Annotated in this window: 10 protein-coding genes; 2 read left to right on the forward strand and 8 right to left on the reverse strand. The window is 40.8% G+C overall.

Translation table 11 applies throughout. From position 1 onward, the window contains the following. Positions 1–57: 57 nt before the first annotated feature. From OQX61_RS03395 to OQX61_RS03420, 6 genes are all read right to left on the reverse strand, one after another. Positions 58–1,422: a RagB/SusD family nutrient uptake outer membrane protein gene (locus OQX61_RS03395; RefSeq protein ID WP_265840266.1), complete on the reverse strand. Its 1,365-nt coding sequence runs from the start codon at positions 1,420–1,422 to the stop codon at positions 58–60. Between the two features lie 10 nt (positions 1,423–1,432). Then, positions 1,433–4,792, reverse strand: a complete 3,360-nt coding sequence (locus OQX61_RS03400; protein ID WP_265840267.1) for a SusC/RagA family TonB-linked outer membrane protein — start codon at positions 4,790–4,792, stop codon at positions 1,433–1,435. Positions 4,793–4,830: 38 nt separating this feature from the next. Beyond that, positions 4,831–7,431 carry a zinc-dependent metalloprotease gene (locus OQX61_RS03405; protein ID WP_265840268.1) on the reverse strand — a complete coding sequence of 867 codons (2,601 nt, stop codon included), beginning with the start codon at positions 7,429–7,431 and terminating at the stop codon, positions 4,831–4,833. Between the two features lie 154 nt (positions 7,432–7,585). Beyond that, complete coding sequence (locus OQX61_RS03410; protein ID WP_265840269.1) at positions 7,586–9,202, reverse strand: histidine kinase; 1,617 nt, start codon at positions 9,200–9,202, stop codon at positions 7,586–7,588. Positions 9,203–9,298: 96 nt separating this feature from the next. Next, complete coding sequence (locus tag OQX61_RS03415; RefSeq protein WP_265840270.1) at positions 9,299–10,732, reverse strand: Gfo/Idh/MocA family oxidoreductase; 1,434 nt, start codon at positions 10,730–10,732, stop codon at positions 9,299–9,301. A gap of 291 nt (positions 10,733–11,023) precedes the next feature. Then, on the reverse strand, positions 11,024–13,483 hold the full coding sequence (locus tag OQX61_RS03420) for a glycoside hydrolase N-terminal domain-containing protein (RefSeq protein WP_265840271.1): 2,460 nt from the start codon (positions 13,481–13,483) through the stop codon (positions 11,024–11,026). A 506-nt stretch (positions 13,484–13,989) separates the two neighbouring features. Between OQX61_RS03420 and OQX61_RS03425 the strand changes: the two genes are divergently transcribed. Both OQX61_RS03425 and OQX61_RS03430 read left to right on the forward strand, forming a co-directional pair. Beyond that, entirely contained in the window at positions 13,990–14,307 is a 318-nt protein-coding gene (locus OQX61_RS03425; RefSeq protein ID WP_265840272.1) for a PD-(D/E)XK nuclease family transposase, read from the forward strand. Continuing rightward, a complete protein-coding gene (locus OQX61_RS03430; protein ID WP_265840273.1) occupies positions 14,304–14,585 on the forward strand; it encodes a hypothetical protein in 282 nt (93 codons plus the stop codon). Before OQX61_RS03425 ends, OQX61_RS03430 begins: the two co-directional genes overlap by 4 nt. 100 nt (positions 14,586–14,685) lie before the next feature. On the opposite strand, the gene OQX61_RS03435 is transcribed toward OQX61_RS03430, so the two are convergent. Both OQX61_RS03435 and OQX61_RS03440 read right to left on the reverse strand, forming a co-directional pair. Beyond that, positions 14,686–15,942 (reverse strand): hypothetical protein, encoded by a 1,257-nt coding sequence (locus tag OQX61_RS03435; RefSeq protein WP_265840274.1) that lies wholly within the window; start codon positions 15,940–15,942, stop codon positions 14,686–14,688. A 202-nt stretch (positions 15,943–16,144) separates the two neighbouring features. Continuing rightward, entirely contained in the window at positions 16,145–18,418 is a 2,274-nt protein-coding gene (locus OQX61_RS03440; protein WP_265840275.1) for a glycoside hydrolase family 95-like protein, read from the reverse strand. Positions 18,419–18,608 lie beyond the last annotated feature (190 nt).

The raw sequence follows: 18,608 nt of genomic DNA on the forward strand, positions 1-18,608 counted from the left end.
GGTCTGTAAAACAGACCGGAGTTAATCACCCGCAATAGTTCTTTATAATTATTAATGCTACTGAAGGTTCGGGTTTGCCCTAATCGCTGATTGAGGGAAACGAATGGTATACCTCGGATCGTTCTTCTGAATAGTATACGTTACACCTTTTAACTCATGAGTCATTACAGGCTGACCGTAACGTCTCAAATCGTACCAACGGTGTCCTTCCAATGCCAGTTCTCTTTCTCTTTCATTCAGGATTTCCTGATATAAATCTGCTTTACCCAGTCCGGAAATCCGGGCTTGCTCAGTTGCAAAATAAGCAGGCGTTAAGCGTTTCGCTTTTAAAGCCAGTAAGGTTTGTAAAGCAGTACCAAGGTCTTCTGTTTGCAGCGCGGCTTCTGCCTTAATCAGGTATAGCTCCCCATTACGGAAAGAGATCTTGAAATCGTTAAGATTACCTTTATTAGACATTAATTTGTCTTTATTTTCTTCGTAGCCTGCGTCGCCAGGGAAAACTGTAGCCTTCTTGAAATATACCGCAACCCTTTTATCATTTTGGGGATCATAGATCCCTAATAAATGCGGAGAAACGAAAGAAGCATTTGTTGCACCTGGATTAAAGGCTGATTCCATCGACATGATATTCTCTACGGACTTAAAGTTGTTCGGTGATAAAACATTTGCTGTTGCATTCAGGTCTTCCAGTTTGTCATTGATAGCCAATCCTTCCTGACTTGCTTTTAATGCGCTGCTCCATTCTCCTCTAAACTCATGAATTCTTGCTGTTAAAGCTAAAGCTGCACGTTTGCTGAAACGATAATTCTGACCGGCAGGGAAACTTGTCACATTTAACAAAGCTTGTCCCGCAGCAAGATCTGCGAAGATCTGATTGTATACGACCTCTACTGTTGAAGGCTTATAATTTGTTTCCAAATCAATCTTCAAAGAGATTGGAACACCGCGATCTGTTGCCGCCGTATTCTTATCAAAAGGCTTAGCATATAAATTCAACAACTCGAACAATGCGTAAGCACGAAGCAAATAAGCTTCCCCTTTAATTTGAGCTGTCTCGGTAGAAACCCCTGCTCTGGTTTCAATATCTTCAATCACAGAATTTGCATAGAAAATCGAAGTATAAAAACCACCGTAAGGCATTTCCATAGAAGTGGCATCAGGATTCAAGTCATTCCACTTGTACTGATCGTAGTAGTTTGGCGTTTCTGTGGTATAGAAATTCAATGTCAACTCGTCTGTACGAAAAGCCAGATTAGATTTATGACTTGGAAACTGAACATATCCAGAATTCAACAAGGCTCTGAAATCCTCTACTGTAGTAGGGATTACTTTCCCTACCGGCTCAATATCTAAATATTTTTTACAGCTGCTGGCTGATATGATCAGGAACAGAATGGCTGTTAATTTTATGATCTTATTCATGGTTTCTTAATTAAAAAGTTGCGTTTAAACCAATTGAAATACTTTTGGTGATTGGTTGTGCATAAATGTTACCATAAGTTTCCGGATCAAAATAACCTTTGTAATTCGTACCGATTACGAAAGGATTTCTTGCCTCCATACTAATTCTCAAGCTATTTGCTTTTACTTTTCCAGCGATTGCTGTTGGCAAACTATAGCCTAAACGGATACTATTGATACGCACATAACTCATGTTTTTAACGAAAATATCTAAGTTACTATAGGTATTAGCAGGATCATTACCATTCTGCCAGCTATGAGCCATCCATCTTTCTCCACCAAAACTATCCGCTCCATAAATACCCGGCAAACTGCTACCTGTATTTGTTGGAGACCAGGCGTTAAGAATTTCTCTTGAATAATTCCTTCCACGGTCAACCTGTGAAGGGTTAAAAAGAGGTGCTGTATTTACCAGTTTATTGATATTGAAAAGTGCAGAGATTGATAAATCGAAGTTCGAGTAACGGAAACGGTTAGTCAAACCACCTGTGAATTTAGCGTCACCATTTCCTGCATAAGTATACAGGTCCTGGAATGCTTTACCACTGTATTTGCTACTTACCTCGTAACCTGCAGCCCAATCTATATCGGCATTCGGATCATACAATCCGTAAAACTCTTCCATAGAAAGTGTCTTGCCATCTCTGACAAACAACGGAAGACCGTCTTTGTCTAATCCAGCAGTTTTAAGCACCCAGATTCCATTTACCGGATAGCCTTCTTTAGATGGCATAAACTGGTTAGGACGAACCTTCTCTCTGATCACTTTGGTTTTGTTGTGGGCAATATTGAAATCCGTTGACCACTGGAAATTAGCGGTGTTGATGTTTCTTGTAGAAATCGTCAACTCCAAACCTTTATTACTCAATTGAGAGAAATTAGAACTGGTATAATTGAAACCATTTTCTACCTGTAATTCTTCAATTCCAATCAAATCTTTACTGAAACGGTCGTAATAATCAAAAGTAACCTGAACAGCATTTTTGAACATTCCGAAATCAACTCCCGCATTGAAAGTAGAAGTTTTTTCCCATCTCAACTTGTTATTTGGCGGATTCGTTACACCGATAGTCGGTTGGTTTCCACCAGGGAAGGCACCCGAGTTACCATAAGTTCCTATGACAAAAGGAGAGGTACTTTTATCAATATTTCCTTGTAAACCGTATGAGGTACGAACGCGTAGGTTCGAAATCCAGGAGATATTTTTGATAAACTCTTCTTCACTTGCATTCCATGCACCTGAAAGGGAATAGATCGGCAAGTATCTGTATTTAGGATCTACCCCAAATAAGTCTGATCCGTCGTAACGAATACTACCATAAGCAGTATATTTTCTGTCGTACGTATAAGACAAAGTACTGTAGAAAGAGGCATAAGCATTTTCTACATATCCTTTTAGATAAGGACGTAAATCTTCTGCATTGGCGTAACTATTGTCCGGGAAAATAACACCCTGACTCGTCAGCGTACGTTCGTTAAAACCAAAAGCTCTGGTTGAGATCGCTTCGTTAGTTGTTCTTCTGAACTCCGTACCTGCGAGTGCCTCAATTTCATGCTTTTCAGCAAACACCTTTTTATACTCTAAAATAGTTTTCCAGTTGTATTGGAAGCTGTTTGCGCTTTGGTTATAAATCGTTCCACCTTGTGGCAGGAAAGATTCCTGTTGCTTGGTAATCGGATTCCAACGTTTATATTTATCTCTGTATTTACGGGTGTAATAAGAATTTTGTCCACCAAATTTCTCTACGTCAGTATCTTCAAACTGAAGACCTAATTCCGTACGGATACTCAGATTTTTATGAATTTGATATTTCAAATCAAGGATAGCCTTTATACTCTTGTTGTCTAAAGTATAACGGGTGTTTTCACGTTCCTCGATTGCATTAAAAGGAAGGTAAGTATCACCACCACGGTCACCGAAAATATCCGGATCATAGTTAAAACCACCTGCTGCATTTCTCACCGTTTGGTAAGGATTTACATTCCTGGTGTAAGTACTGATGTTGGTAAAGGCATCCGCATCCGCAAGGTAATTGGTACGTGTAGATTTCGAACCAAAAACTGCTGCTCCTGCTTTCAACTTCTGAGAGATGTTAAAATCAGTTTTCAGGGTCATGTTGTAACGCTCTAAACCGGTTTGTTTAGTCGTACCTTTTTCATTGTAATAACCACCTGATAAGTAATAAGTAGCCTGCTCAGAACCACCAGATAAACCTAAGGTATATTGCTGGTTAATGGCATTCTGATAAATTTCTTTACCCCAATCTGTTCCATCTGCTCTCAATGCATTGATTGCTTCCTGAGTGGAAGGATTTAAAGCAGAGAAACCACCGGTTCTGTATTTACTCAACTCACCACTTTTCTTCAAAATCCTCGCTATCTCACCATTACCGGATCTGTAGCTTAAATCAGAACGGCCAGCCATACCCAATTCGAAATCTACTTTTTCAGTAGCATTCATCAGGTTCAGTTTACCAAAATCAGGACGTTGTGAAATGAAAGAGTTCGCGGAGAAGTTAATCGCCATTGGCCCTTGTTTACCTTTTTTAGTGGTGATCACGATTACCCCGTTTGCTGCTCTTGCGCCATAAATAGCGGTAGCGGCAGCATCTTTAAGGATCGTAATGTCGGCGATATCATCAGGGTTTAAACCTGCAATTGGTAAGTTACGCAATTGATCGATATCGTCTTTTCCAATGGTATTAGGCAAATTGGTACCGTCTAAAGGAAGACCGTCCAATACCCATAATGGATCTTGTGAACCGTTTAATGAAACTGTACCACGGATTCTGATCTGCGGTGCAGCACCAGGACCACCGGTAATGTTTCCAACAGAAACACCAGCAACCTGTCCTTCTAACATCTGGTCAATACCGGAAACACCAGTCTGACGCACTTTGTCATAGTCCAGCTTTACCGTAGCCGTTGTGTTTTTACGTTTTGCAATATCAGTATAACCATTCACAACTACCTCCCCCAAGGTATTGTCAGCATTCTTTAAAGAAACTGTGATGTGTGTTTGGTTGCTGATATTGATTTGTGCAGACTGGTATCCAAGGTAAGTTACTCTTAACAAAGTAATTCCTTCAGGTACTTTCAAGCTGAATTTACCATCACCATCAGTTACAGTCCCTACAACTGAATTCTGAATCACACCAGGAACACCTGTTTGTTCGCCAATCATGGCCTTGTCTACAAATACCGAAGCTCCAGGTATCGGCAAACCATCTTTTTCATCCAGCACCTGACCAGTGATGGTCTTTGTGCTCTGACTAAAACCTGCGAAGCCGAAGCCAAGCAAGATTAGTATTAGCATTAATTGTTTATTCATGTCCCCTTTTTAAAAATATTATAGTTGTTTGGTTGTTTTTAGTTCATTCTTAAACTCTGACGAATCCGGAGGATTAAGTCTAAGTAATGACCTTTTGTTGCATCATCTCCCCTGCCTTTGTTTTTTTCCAGGGTCGTAAGAATCTGAAGTAACTCACTGCGTTTCGCAGCTGCTACATCAGAGGTTCTGCTCATAGAACTCACCTGAATATTTCTCAATGACGTTTCCTCAGCCCCTACAACTGATTTACCATCATTACTGAAATCACACACTTGCAATTGATTTTGCATTTTTAACTTATTATCTTGTAAAGATGTCTTAGTGATTTTCTCCAACATTTTGTCGGTGCTCACCAATAGTACATCTACGTAGTTTTGTTGTAACATACGGTCGGTAATCGAAAGCGTTTTACCACGTTGAGTTTTCGCGAAAACCGTTTCTCTTACTTCTTTTAATAGCTCATTAGCGGTGTACACGCTGTCTTTACCCAGCATTACTTCCATTTCCATCATTCTCAATAAGCGCTCCTGGCTAACCAGGCTATAAAGAATCCCATATTGAAATTCACGTCTTACATTGTATGGTCCATATTCGTATGGCCCTGCAGGAGAATCCTTGATTGGGAAAGTTTTCAATAATAAATCCTTACTGAACAACCAATCCGGAACTTCCATCACCTCTTGTTTCAAAAATTCAAGGGATTTAATTTGCATGGCTTTTGGAACTGGTGTATACGCATTCTTATGGTCTCCGGCTACTGGTTTCTCCAGGTAATAACCACCGATATTTGCAGTTACATGCTCTGCGTAAGTCAACCATTGGAAAATGGCCGCCATATACAGTTTTCCTGCCTGATAATAATCTTCACCAGGATTTGCTGCCCAGGTAGAAATCTGAGGGATCAGACGCTTTAAGTTTAACAAACCATAACGACTTGCTTTAACCGCATCATCACCTAAATCTTCTGATTGAGATCTTGGATCAACTACCGCACCTTGTTGCTCACCATAGAAATACAAAGGATCATTTTCATGGTCTTTGATCCATTTCGCCAATACCGGAATTTCCTCATGTGGATCTTTCGTGTCTAACCAACGGTATCCCCAGGCGATCGCATATTTATCATACAGACCGATTTTAGGCGTAATGCTTGTTACTTTATCTTCTGGTTGCGCTACGTAATTGAAACGTGCGTAATCCATGATTGAAGAAGCTGTTCCGCCCATGCGCTCCGTAAATGAAGGCGAGCGCAGAGAATCTACAGGGAAGGAGTAAGAAGCGCCCATGTTGTGTTTCAAACCTAAAGTATGACCCACTTCATGAGAAGATACAAAGCGAATGGCATGTGCCATACGTGCATCAGTAAATTTATTAGCTCTTGCACCTTCGTCAATAACACCTGTTTGAACCCTCATCCAGGATTGCAAAGAGGTCATTACATTGTGCCACCAGATCACATCTGATTCCAGGATTTCTCCGGAACGCGGATCGATTACTGCAGGGCCCATTGCATTAGATTTCGGCGAAGCTGCATAAGTGATTTCCGAATAACGGATATCATCACCATCATAATCAGCGATGTCTTTTACTTCTAATGCCTGAATTGCGTTTTTGAAACCTGCGGCTTCAAAAGCTTTTTGCCAGTCTACCACACCAGCAATGATTTGCTGTCTCCATTGAGGAGGCGTAGATGGGTCAATATAAAAGATGATCGGTTTTTCCGGCTCTACCAGTTCACCTGCAAGGTAACGGGCCCGGTCTTCCGCTTTAGGTTCCATTCTCCATCTGGTTAACAGTTCCCTTTTCTCCATTTTATGCTGTGTATCGGAGAAGTACCATCTTGGTGTGGTAAAAAATCCTACCCTATCGTCAGCATAACGAGGTTTCATTGGCGTTTCCGGTAACAACAATACGTTAGTGGTTACTGCCACACTGATTGGAATACTGTTTTGACCTTCCGTTACTCTGGTACTCAATAAAGAACGTACCACCACATTTTGAGGGAAGCTTTTAATCTGCTCAATAGCCGATAATGCGCTTTTAGGTGCAGTACCTAAACCAATATCAGTAAAAACATCATTAAAGCTTTTATCAGTACCGTCAAAAACCCTGTTCATTTTGATCACTATTGCGGATGAATCCGGGCTATAGGCTTCAATTTTGAAAGATTCAATTACGGAACCGATGAAGTTATCTTTTACAGAACGGGTAATGGCATCCCCTTCCGGCGACTGTACCTGAGGAACGATTGTTTTCACCCAGATGGTTTTCGCCAGTTTATTTTGTGAAAAGCGAATCACTTTGTTATCAAAGTTCATCCCTTTGTTTAATCCGGATTCATTAAGTGCTAATGGTACGGATGATATTTTGTTGACTACTAAAAAGTCCTTACCCATTAACTTCAGGGGGATCTCAAAGTAATAATCAGTTTCTACCTGGTGGACTTTAAAAAGTCCATTTACCGTCTTTGCTTTCTTCAGCAAATCGGCATAACTTTTCAGCTCCTTACCTTTGGTGGTATCAGCAGCATTTTTCTTCTTTAGCGAATCCGCTAATACTTTCTTAGTTGTTTTAGTTGGAAATTTTTTAGGAGTTTGTGCGTTTACCTGTGTAGTAAACAAGCCTGCTAAAACAGCCAAAAAAAATGAAGTCTTATTCAAAATCATGTTCCAAAGTGGGGGATAATTGGCACATTATGAAATTTTCAGGAGTGAACTCGTACAATATACTTAGTGAAAGCGCAGTTTTAAGGAGTGAAATATTTAATGTTAACTTGATATTTTGTCCTGATTACTATTCAGTTAAATGTAAAACAGGCAAATAACAACTGAAGTGTTCCTCCTCAGTTCCGTAGGTAAAGCCTTGATTTCCAAAATAGGAATAAGTGCTTTTCAGGTAATTCAGACCCTGTTTTCCGGAATCTTTGACATCTGTGCGCAATTGGAGGTTATTGCTCACGACAATCGTGTTTCCCTGACTTCTGATGGTAATTTTCAGTGGTTTTTCTTTAGAAAGTATGTTGTGTTTAACGGCATTTTCGATCAGGGTTTGTAAGCTCATGAAAGGAATTTCGCCTTCCAGCAGTCTTTCCCCGATCTGGATATCTAAAGGCTCCAGGGCATCGCCGAAACGGATCTTCAACAGGAAGAAATACTCCTTCATGAAGCGCAATTCGTCGGCTACCGGAGCAAGGCCGCTGGGGTAAGATTCCAGCACGTAGCGGTATACTCTCGAAAGCTTGACTACAAATGCCTTAGCGAGCTCGGTATCCTGTGCAATCAGCGCGTTAAGGGAGCTGAGGGAGTTGAAAAGAAAATGAGGGTTCACCTTTTCTTTTAATTTACTCAGTTGCAGCATGGCATTCTCCTTTTCATGGGTCTCTGCCAGAAGTTTCAATTCCTGTTTTTCCATGGACAATTCCTGACGGTTGATCTCAACTTCTCTGCGCAGCATAAACTCTTTCTGCCATTTTCGCTGGTAGATCCAGATCAGCCCTAAGATGATCGTGACAGATATCAGACCCATATAAATAGAATAGGCTCTGATATCCTCGAAATCCTCCTCTAATACAATAACCGGAACATCGACGATAATGGTCCAGTTCAAGCCATTGATCACATTGGGAATATAATATCTGGTAACGGGCATACCTAAATAATCGGATTCCACCAATTCATGCTTTGTCTTTCCATAAGGATGGATCTGATTGAAGAGGGTATCCTGTTTAGGATGAAATAATTGCTGACCGATTTGCTTTTCATTAGGACTGGTGATACAAATGCCATTTTCATCGACAATTAAGGCATAAGACTGCCCTTTCACATCCACAGAAGCAAAAGCACGCTGCAATTCCTGCAGGTCAACATCCAAACCGGTTAACAGGCGGCCTCTATCCGATTCTACCGTATTGCTGGCGGTTAACAAATGTAAAGCAGGAGAAACCTGAGTTTGTGATCCTCTCACATTACTGGTATCATTGGCCAGAAATTGTTGCTTTGCCCAGGCTCTTACATAAAGAGGCATTGGTACTTTCTGAAAAGAAGCAGAATTACGAATGAGATATACAAAAGAAGTATCTTTTCCCTTGATGATGGCATACCATGCTTTTTTCACTTTTTCGTCCGACAATAATACGGTCCCCAGGGTCTGCATTAAGCTCTCCTCGCTGATGTCTTTTCTTAATTCAGGAAAAAGTGTGGCGGCCACTTGCGTGCCTTTTAGGATGTTACCGAACTCATACTGATAAACCAGTACTTTTTGACGGTACACATTTGTGCCTGCAAAATCAGCGATAGTATTGATCCGTTTCTCCAGAAAACGACCAGTAAAAAAGGTAACGCCAGCGATACACAGAAAGACTGCGAGACCGATAACTATCAGATATTTTGGAGTTTGCAACACGAGCTTCATTGCTGCAAAGATAGGAAAAGAGAAATGATTCCGGATTAACACAAACGTTTGCGCTAATCCGGAGTAATCATTATGATATGTTAATGACGATAAATTTTACTTCGCTTCTCTGACTTTAGTGTTACCACCACCGTCTAAAGTAAGGTTTACCGGCTTGTTAGTCGTCCAGTTACCTCTTGTGAAATCAGGAATATCAATGCTGGTTGATCTTTTCGATACTGATTTCTTACTCAAAGGAACAATACAACTCCATGCTGCAGCATCGTATACGTCCTGATCTAATGGTAAACCATTACGCAGGCAATCGATTAATCTCCAGTCCATCATGAAGTCCATTCCGCCGTGTCCGCCTACTTTCTTAGCGATTTCACCAACGTGTTTGATCAATGGCGGGGTATAAGTATCGTATAATTTTTTCAGTTCCGCATCTTTGACAAATTCATGTCCGAAAGCAATACGTTCTGGTTCAGGGTATTTACTGGCGAAAGCTTTCGTTCCACTCAATACGTGAATTCTTGAATATGGACGCGGAGAAGTTACATCATGTTGTAACATCATCGTTTTTCCTTTATTGGTTCTGATGGTCGTGGTATTCATGTTACCTCTGAAGTTCTTCCCTACAAACTGATTGTAGAAAGCGTCTTTTTCAGCTCTCTTTTTTGCTTCTTCGCCCATCATGAAATCATTAGAAGACATAGACACTAAATAGTCCATTTTATCACCTCTGTTGATGTTCATACACTGTGCAATCGGCCCTAAACCATGTGTCGGGTAAACGTTTCCATTGTAATCAATGTTTTCTTTTAGTCTCCACATGTCTTCATAACCCTTCTTGCTGAAGTTTAAATCTAACAAGTCGTGGATATAAGCACCTTCTGCATGAATCAATTCGCCGAACATGCCCTGACGAACCATGTTTAAGGTTAACATTTCGAAGAAATCATAACAGCAGTTTTCCAGCATCATACAATGCTTACGGGTACGCTCAGAAGTTTCTACCAACTGCCAGCATTCGTCAATGGTTAGCGCTGCTGCTACCTCTGTTGCGGCATGTTTGCCGTGTTCCATTGCAAAAACTGCCATTGGGGTATGTAAATGCCATGGGGTACAGATATAAACAAGATCAAGGTCTTCTTTCTCAATCATTTCCTTCCAGCCGTTTTCACCTGAATATTCTTTTGCTTTTGGCAAGCCTTTTTTCTCCAGTATTTTTTGTGCTGCCGAAGCTCTTTCCGGAAGTTTATCGCATAGTGCTTTAATTTCTACACCTTCAATAAAAGACATTCTTCCTACTGCACCAGGACCACGCATGCCCAATCCGATGAAACCGATCTTTACTTTATCGATTTTCGGTGCAGCGTACCCTGACATGTTAAATCTTGCGCCACTGGTAATTGGGTAAAGCGAAGGAGTTTCATTGGATAGGATTTCAGCTGATGCAGGTGATTTTGCAAATGCAGGTAAGCCCATTGCTACCGCGCTGGAGCCAATAGCTAGTTGTTGTAAAAACTTTCTACGGTTAGGTTTCATTTGTGGTTGGTTTATGTTGGTTGTATTTTGTATTGGTTGTATGCAGGGTTGATATTGGTTATAAACAACCTCCTACCCTGTTTAACGAATATAATGATTGTGTTTATTTTTTGATGCTGTTAATCTTGCGCAAACGCTTGCGTAAAAGTAAATTGTAAATAAAAATCACTCCGGAATGGTTATTCCGGAGTGATTTTTTATTGTTGTTTCAATGTGTGTTCAAGAACCTTTACCAGCTATTTTAATTAACTGATGACGCGTTGATTCCGTTGCTCTTCCGGCGACTGTTTACTATGCTTTTTCGAAGCTATAATTCGCTCCTTTAAGCGCTTTAAAGCTAACTACTCCTTGTTTTTCAGTAGTTCGGGCAATGACTTTACCTTGCTTGTCTTTAATCAACATATTTGCTGGTAAATCAATCTTGCAATCGCCCCCATTTAATGCCAGTACATTTCCTTTTTTCAAGGCTCCGTTTTCCCAGTCGAAATCAACTACAAAAGCATTTCTTGCACGCATTCCTTTGATAGAGCCGTCTTTCCAGTCTTTATCAGAAGGCAATGCAGGCAGCAACCGGATCACGTTATCATTACCATGACTTTGCATCAGCATTTCTGCAATCCCGGAAGTACCACCGAAGTTTCCATCAATCTGGAAAGGCGGGTGTGCACAGAACAAGTTCGGATACGTTCCACCAGAGTGCATGTTTAATTTTCTTGAAGGATCTACCAGGGTCACCAACTGTTTGAACAGTTTTAAGGCATGATCTCCATCTCCTAGTCGCGCCCAATGGTTAATTTTCCATGCTTTCGACCATCCGGTTCCACCATCACCTCTTTGAATCAGACTTTCGCGTGCTGCTTTAGCCAGCTCCGGACTGTCCCATGGGGTAATTTCTTCATAAGGATGTAAACCATAAAGTTGAGATACATGGCGGTGTGTTGGTTCTGCATCTTTCCAGTCCTCCAACCATTCATTGATGTCACCAGCAGCCCCAATTTGATTGGGTGCCAGGCGTTTCCTGATCGCTGATAATTCTTTAGCCCATTCCTGGTCTTTTCCTAAAATCTTTGCTGCTTCAATGCTATAACCAAAAATCTCCCTGCAAATCTGCATGTCCATTGTTGGTCCCATTGCCGATTGTCCTTTAAAGCCATCTGGCATAATATAGGTGTTTTCCGGCGAATTTGAAGGTGCTGTAACCAACCATTTATGTTTCGGTTCTTCAATCAGAATTGCCGAAAGGAAAGTGGCTGCTTCTTTAAATACAGGATAATATTTTGCTAAGAATGCTTTATCGTTAGTGAATTTATAGTGCTCCCAAAGGTGTTCGCATAACCAGGCGCCACCGGTTAAAGTAGAGCCCCATTCTGCACCCTCTCCAGGAGAAGTGTATCCCCATGGGTTCGCGATTACGTGTGCTACCCAACCTGGTGCATTGTAATATGCTTTTGCAGTTTTTGATCCTGGTTTCACCAGACCTGCAATAAATTGGTGTAAAGGAGCTGCAAGATCACCTAAACCAGTCGGTTCTGCCAGCCAGTAGTTCATCTGAATGTTAATGTTCAAATGATAATCTCCGTTCCATGGTGTTTGGTATTCTTCCGCCCAGAGTCCTTGTAAATTTGCAGGTAAACTGCCTTGCTGAGAAGAAGAAATCAACAGGTAACGACCGAAATTATAATACAAAACCGGAAACTGAGGGTCCGGCAACTGTTTAGCATAACGCTCCATACGTTCCGGAGTACTTAAAGCGGCAACTTCCGAAGGTGCTCCTTTTAGTGAAAACCTGTTTCTGTTGAAGAAGCTACCGAAAGCAGCAAGGTGTGCTTTTTCAATTTGTAGCGGACTTAAATTACCTGCTTTCATCAGGTTGTTTTTCACCGTAGCTACGGGATCTGCTCCACGCTTATTGTAATCGGCTACGTTATAATCTGTGGCGGCAGTCCAGCGTAAAATAACCTCGTCTGCATTGATCACCTCTATTTCATTTCCTTTGACAATCTTTTGTCCGCCTTTAGCCTGAACCTGCAAGCCCGCAGCGAAACGAAGTCCGGCTTCTTTGCCGTTTGGCAGCTGCCCGTTCATCATCAACATCTGCCCTTCCGCTTTCACCGTAGCATTTTCTTTTCTATTGATAGTAGTGCTGAAACTAATCTTTCCCTTTTCCGAAGCGCTGATTTTAATCATCATCACATTCCCGGGAATACTAACCAGGGCTTCCTGAGTATAACTTACGCCGTTACGTTTCCATTTTGTAGTAGCAATCGCCTTTTCCAGATTCAATATCCGACTGTAGCCGGTATAGGCAGCAGTAGTATCTTTCCAGTTGATCAACAGGTCTCCCATGGTCTGGTAGGCGCCATAAGGGGCATCTTTCCCGGCCCCATTCGCGGAACCTGCTCCTTTTGACACAAACTGCTTTTGTAACAGCTCCTGCGCTTCTTTATTCTGACCTTTCAACAGATAGTCCTGAATAGGTTTCAGGTATTGATGGGCATTTTCCCTATCAGCATCCTGTACCCCACCCGACCATAATGTGATCTCATTCAGGGTAATTTTATCTTTATTCGGGTTTCCGCCAATCAATGCACCGATACGTCCATTCCCTAATGGCAGGGCCTCCTGGAAGGTAGCTGCTGGTTTCTTGAAGTAAATAGTGACGTCAGAAGATTGTGCGAAAGCCCCTGTGCTGAGCGCAAGAAGAAAGGTGTTGCCCAGAGCAACGAAGAAAATATTCCGGTAAAGCTTCATTTTGTTTATTGGTTTCAGGTGTGTTACCCAAAGAACGTCACATTTACCGAAAATAAACTGAGTTTTTCTGTCTAATTATTAAGGTATTTTGGCAACCAGTTCAATTCATCAGCATGGCTTTAACCGGCCTGAATATTCCATAAATTTCATTTAAATACGAAAAAGCAATACTCAGATTAATTTAATAAAAAATAATTACCGTAAAAGTTGTTGTTTAAATTTTAAATGTAGTAGTTAGACCAGAGCCCAATGGTATATGACTGATCCTGCTACATTGCCCATCTTCTTAAATCCACTGACCGATTTTGGTTTTAAACATCTATTTGGTGCAGAAACAAATAAGGACCTGTTGATTTCCTTTCTTAATGCTATTTTTAAAGGTGAAAAGACAATTATAGACATTCAGTATAGTACTACAGAATATGCGGGAAACCTAAAAATATTAAAAAAGGTGTTTTTTGATGTGACCTGTACCGCGGCTGATGGGGAGCAGTTTATCATTGATAATGCAGCAGAAAAAACAAGCGCTTTTCAGAGAGCGGTGTATTTTCTACTTGTCGAGATTGATCAACGAACAGATTTCAGTTTTAAACACCTGGCAGGAACCGCTTAAGGAAGCTTACCTCGTTGCTGTGCTGGATTTTAAAATTACCGATAGCGAACCTGAGACCTACCTCCAGGACATCGCATTAATCAATAAAGTTAGCGGAAAGCTATTCTACCCAAGGCTTGGCTTTAAATTCCTTGAATTACCAGGCTTTAATAAGAAAGAAGAAGAATTAGAGACAGATTTAGATAAATGGTTATACACCCTAAAAATATGAGCACACTAACACAAATACCTGTAAGCTTCCAGGAGGGAGTTTTCTTTAAGTTTTTTAAACTGGCAGAATTTAATAACCTGTCAAAAGCAGATCGGGAGATCTACGTATCTAATTGGAAAACCTACTCGGATTATGTAAATACTATAGATTTTGCCAGAGTAGAAGGGAAAATGGAAAACATGATACATATTGCGAAAAACCTGAAGCACATGGGATTCCTCACAGATCAAATTTTTGCAATAACTGAGCTTCCGGTTTCAGAAATTGAAAAACTGTAATTTTGTATAAAAAAAATCCAAAAGACTAATCCTACCTTCAAATAAAAGCCGTTCTTCTTTACGAAAAGCGACTTTTATTTGTAGTGATAAATGATGGGATTTAATCAGATTGAGACACCTGTTTGCTGAAATATGGGGCATCTGCCAGGTACTGTAAAATAGACTCAGCATCTTTATCTACAACCTGGTTGATGGTAAATTCTTTAAGATGTCCTAATTTCAACAGAGATCCGCAGCCAGCATCTTTAAATAACTTGCTTAGTTTTTCATTTTGGTCAATATGATAAGAGTTGAAAGCGGGAAGGCTATCGATTTCCAGATACTTTTTATCCTCTTTAACGATACTTAAAAGACGTCCAAGTTTTTCACCTTCAAACGTATCGTTGTTGGTTAAAAACAAGAAAGTATGGATCATCAGTTTGCTGCCATGCAATTTCACGACAAGATACCCGACTTTCAGACCAGCGACAAGGAAATCAACATGACTTACGTCTCCCCTCCATCGATGAGAGATTTCTGGTTGTAAAAAGGTGAGCAACAATATTTGATGCATGATTCCTGGAGTGATATTGATTCTTTCCTGTAGCCTGTCGAGTGCATGAGTACTGATGTATATTTCCAGCGGAATATCGAGACCTGTAGTCTTGAACCCAAGTAGAGAAGCCTTGACATTAAAATGCTCCCAGTTGAATTCAGGTGATGGCCAACCCAGGCGTATAGCATTTCGCATACCTTTCGTTGTTTCTACCTTTTCTTTCTTTGGTTTAAAGGTGTGAATCAGGATATCATTATCCGGATTAAATTTCGCAAAATAGGGAGTCAGCCCAAGATCAGTCCTATAAATATGGTCATTGAAATCACTCAATAATGTACAGATATCGGTAACCATATCTATTAGCATTTCTTGCAAATCATGATGAAAGGGACTATCGTGTGAACCGAACAAAAAATGTCTTTTAATTTCTTCCATTTCAGGATCACCATATGTTTCCATATCACCAATGCTATCGGTTAAGGTGATCCCTTCTGAGAGATACCAGGAAAGCAGGACTTTATTACCGTTAGGAAGCGTAAGTTCTACACCATCAATAAATTGAAGCAATAGTTTATTAAACTGAATGACCTTGATCTTGTCGATCCCTGAGCCTGGCGCAGCTTTTGCTTTTAGCACCGGGTACCGACATTCATAAAGTTTTCCCAGAAAAACATCAGGGAGTTTTTGCAGGAGTATATCACCTCCGATCAGCACGATTATTTTCCTGGTTCGATCCAAAAACCTTTCTTTCAAAGCCTTGCGCTGCTGCTCAATATTAGCAGCAGACTTAATTGCCGCCTGCTTCTTTTTCTTCCTGTCCATGCTAACTTTATTTGGTACTGGCCAATTCGAAATAACAGCTCCTGAGATTCTAAAGAAATCAGTACGCAAACATTATTGTGAATCAGCCCTATATATTTTTATTTGTGTTAAGCGTATCCATGCCCGCGCTAACTGATTTTAACTCCATTCAAATATACAACCTTATAGCAGAAGGAGATTGCCATATTCGGCTTGCAAAAAACTAAGGTTTATTTTTTAGGCCCCAGCTCCAGTTTGTTCTAATTGTTGGTGTTACAGCAGCTGCTTTAAACTTATGCTCCTTCTCGTTTCTTTCAGAGAGATATATCGTTTCCCCTGGTATCGTTGAAAAGCTAAGGTTCACTTTTCCCTCATTTTGGAAAACGGAGAAAGTCAGTCCTTTTCTTTTATCAGAACTTAAGAGGCTTACATTCAAATCTGTTTGCAACCGGCAGGTATCCCCTTTGCTGCTGTATACTTTAATAAAGTTCGTCTTTCCATTTGTTCTGCCGGCAGAAACCAGAAAACCACCTTCTGTACGAAGTTTGTCAAACGAAACATTTTGCCATGCCTCAGGTACTGCAGGAAAGATCCTTATTTTATTTCCCCAGCTCTGAATGAGTAATTCCTGGATGGAAGTTGCGGCAGATAGTGGTGTTTCGATTACCGGTCCCGATTCCTGATACAGCGTATTTGGCTGAATATATTGATCAAAAAGCTGGTTTAGCAAGTCGTAGGCCTGATCCCCTTTGCCCATCATCGCATTGATAGAGGCAGCACCTGTAAAAGTATAACCTTGCAAAGCACCTTTCAGAGAGAGCCAATGGTTCAGCGACTGTTCAATTAAAGCTTTATCAGCAACATTTAAAGGTGTCATCAAATGATAAGGGTAAATCATCATCAAATGAGAATAATGTCGGTGAGAGCTCGTTAAACTAACATCCTTCCCTATCATCAATCCGGTCTCATTTACCGGGTAAGCCGCCAGATTCTCCGATATGTTCTTCCATTTATCAAGATCAGCGTCCTGAAACCCTTCTTTTTCATTTAAATTGATTAACGTTTTTAAACCCCAGCGCAGGCTGGAAAGGGCGTAATTTACATCTTCCGCATATTTGTATTCTGGCGAAAAAGAAGAAGGTAAATGCAATACATCCTGGTCATCCTTTTTCAAATGATATAAAAGATGATTCACAGATCTTCTCAATAACGGATATATGTGTGTTTTTAGTTCTTCCTGATCCTTTGAATAGGCATAATACTGGTAATAATAGAACATAGTCCAGGTCAGATTCCCCAATTCAAACTGTCCGTTTTCTTTATTGGCTTCAGCTAGTGGCGCTACTAAATCATAGCCGGAAATCCTGCCGATTGCCGCGGCATCTTTCCTCCATGGCTCCGGCACATTATTAATCAGATTTTGAAGGTTGCGGTTTAGGGTATTAAACAAGGATTTTCCAAGTTCAAGATGGTTGGCCGTAAATATTGGCGAATAGGTAAGCTGGGTGTTGAGGTTCCACCATACTCCCGGCCATGGCGTTTTTCCATTAAACCAGGGGCCCATCAGGTCTATCATCGGCAGGTTTTCTCTGGTAGCAGAAGCCAGTTTATAGAGTTGGATCCAATAAAAACTTTCCATCCGCTGATCTGGAATAGAAATAAAACTCTGTTGATAAAACTGGTGCCACCATTTTTGATGTGCTGCTAAAACTACCGGGTATGTTGCTTTCGTAAAGGTCTGGATAGCTTGCGTAGCCTCCTTTACCTCATCGGATTTTCCGGACGCATCATATCCTACGGAAATGATCATGGTACGCTCAGTTTCCGTTTTCTTTTTGGTCCATACGGTAGCATACCCACCATTGTTTAGCAGAGGTTGTCTGCAAATCTCAAAAGCTCCGGTTTTTGAAAGTTGATAAGCCGGATTTTCAGGATATACCGCAGGGTTACCGGCATTCTGCCCATTCATCCTCGGACTTTTGCTTTTTTCAGCAACAAATTCCCAATTAACATCCTTTTCTGATTGAGTTCCTTTGGCCGAAATATAAATTACATTGGTATTAGAGGGCACAAAAGAGCTGAATTTCAGCACTCCTTTAGTCGTATAAATCGTCCCTTCGGCGGTTGCATTGTAAATATCGAGGCTCATTTTAGCACCGGTAATTTTTCCGGCTGTCTTGATCGTCATCCGTCCTATGGGTAATCTAGGTCTGGAAATTAAGGGTTCTGAGAGTCCGGCTCCCTGGTGTTCACGCTGATCGGTAACGTCTGTCCGGCCAATGTCAAACCGGATCGTCTGTTCATCTTTCTTATAAATATTAGTGCCCATCAAGCCATTTCCCAGAATGATACCGCTATAATAGCTGGTTCCAATTGTATCCCAGTGCAGGGTTTGCCGTTTCATGAATGCCGCCCAATTGATTCCATCGGATTTCACCTGTGCAGACAAGGTAATTGTAGCGAACAAAAAAAAGAGAAAAGAAAAACAGGTTTTCATGTGTGTGAAAATTTCAGTCGCTCAGCCACCTATAGAAGAGCTAGTTAACTAACCTACTCAGATTTAGCCGAAAAACCCATGCTTTGCCAATATCGCTGAACATTATAACGAAATCCTTAAGTTAATAAACTTCGTGTTTTTAAAAAATGAGATAAACCCTCATAATTATAATAGTTCAGTATGATTTATG

It is taken from the genome of Pedobacter sp. PLR, from assembly GCF_026239675.1.
In the GTDB taxonomy this organism is placed as follows: Bacteria; Bacteroidota; Bacteroidia; order Sphingobacteriales; family Sphingobacteriaceae; genus Pedobacter.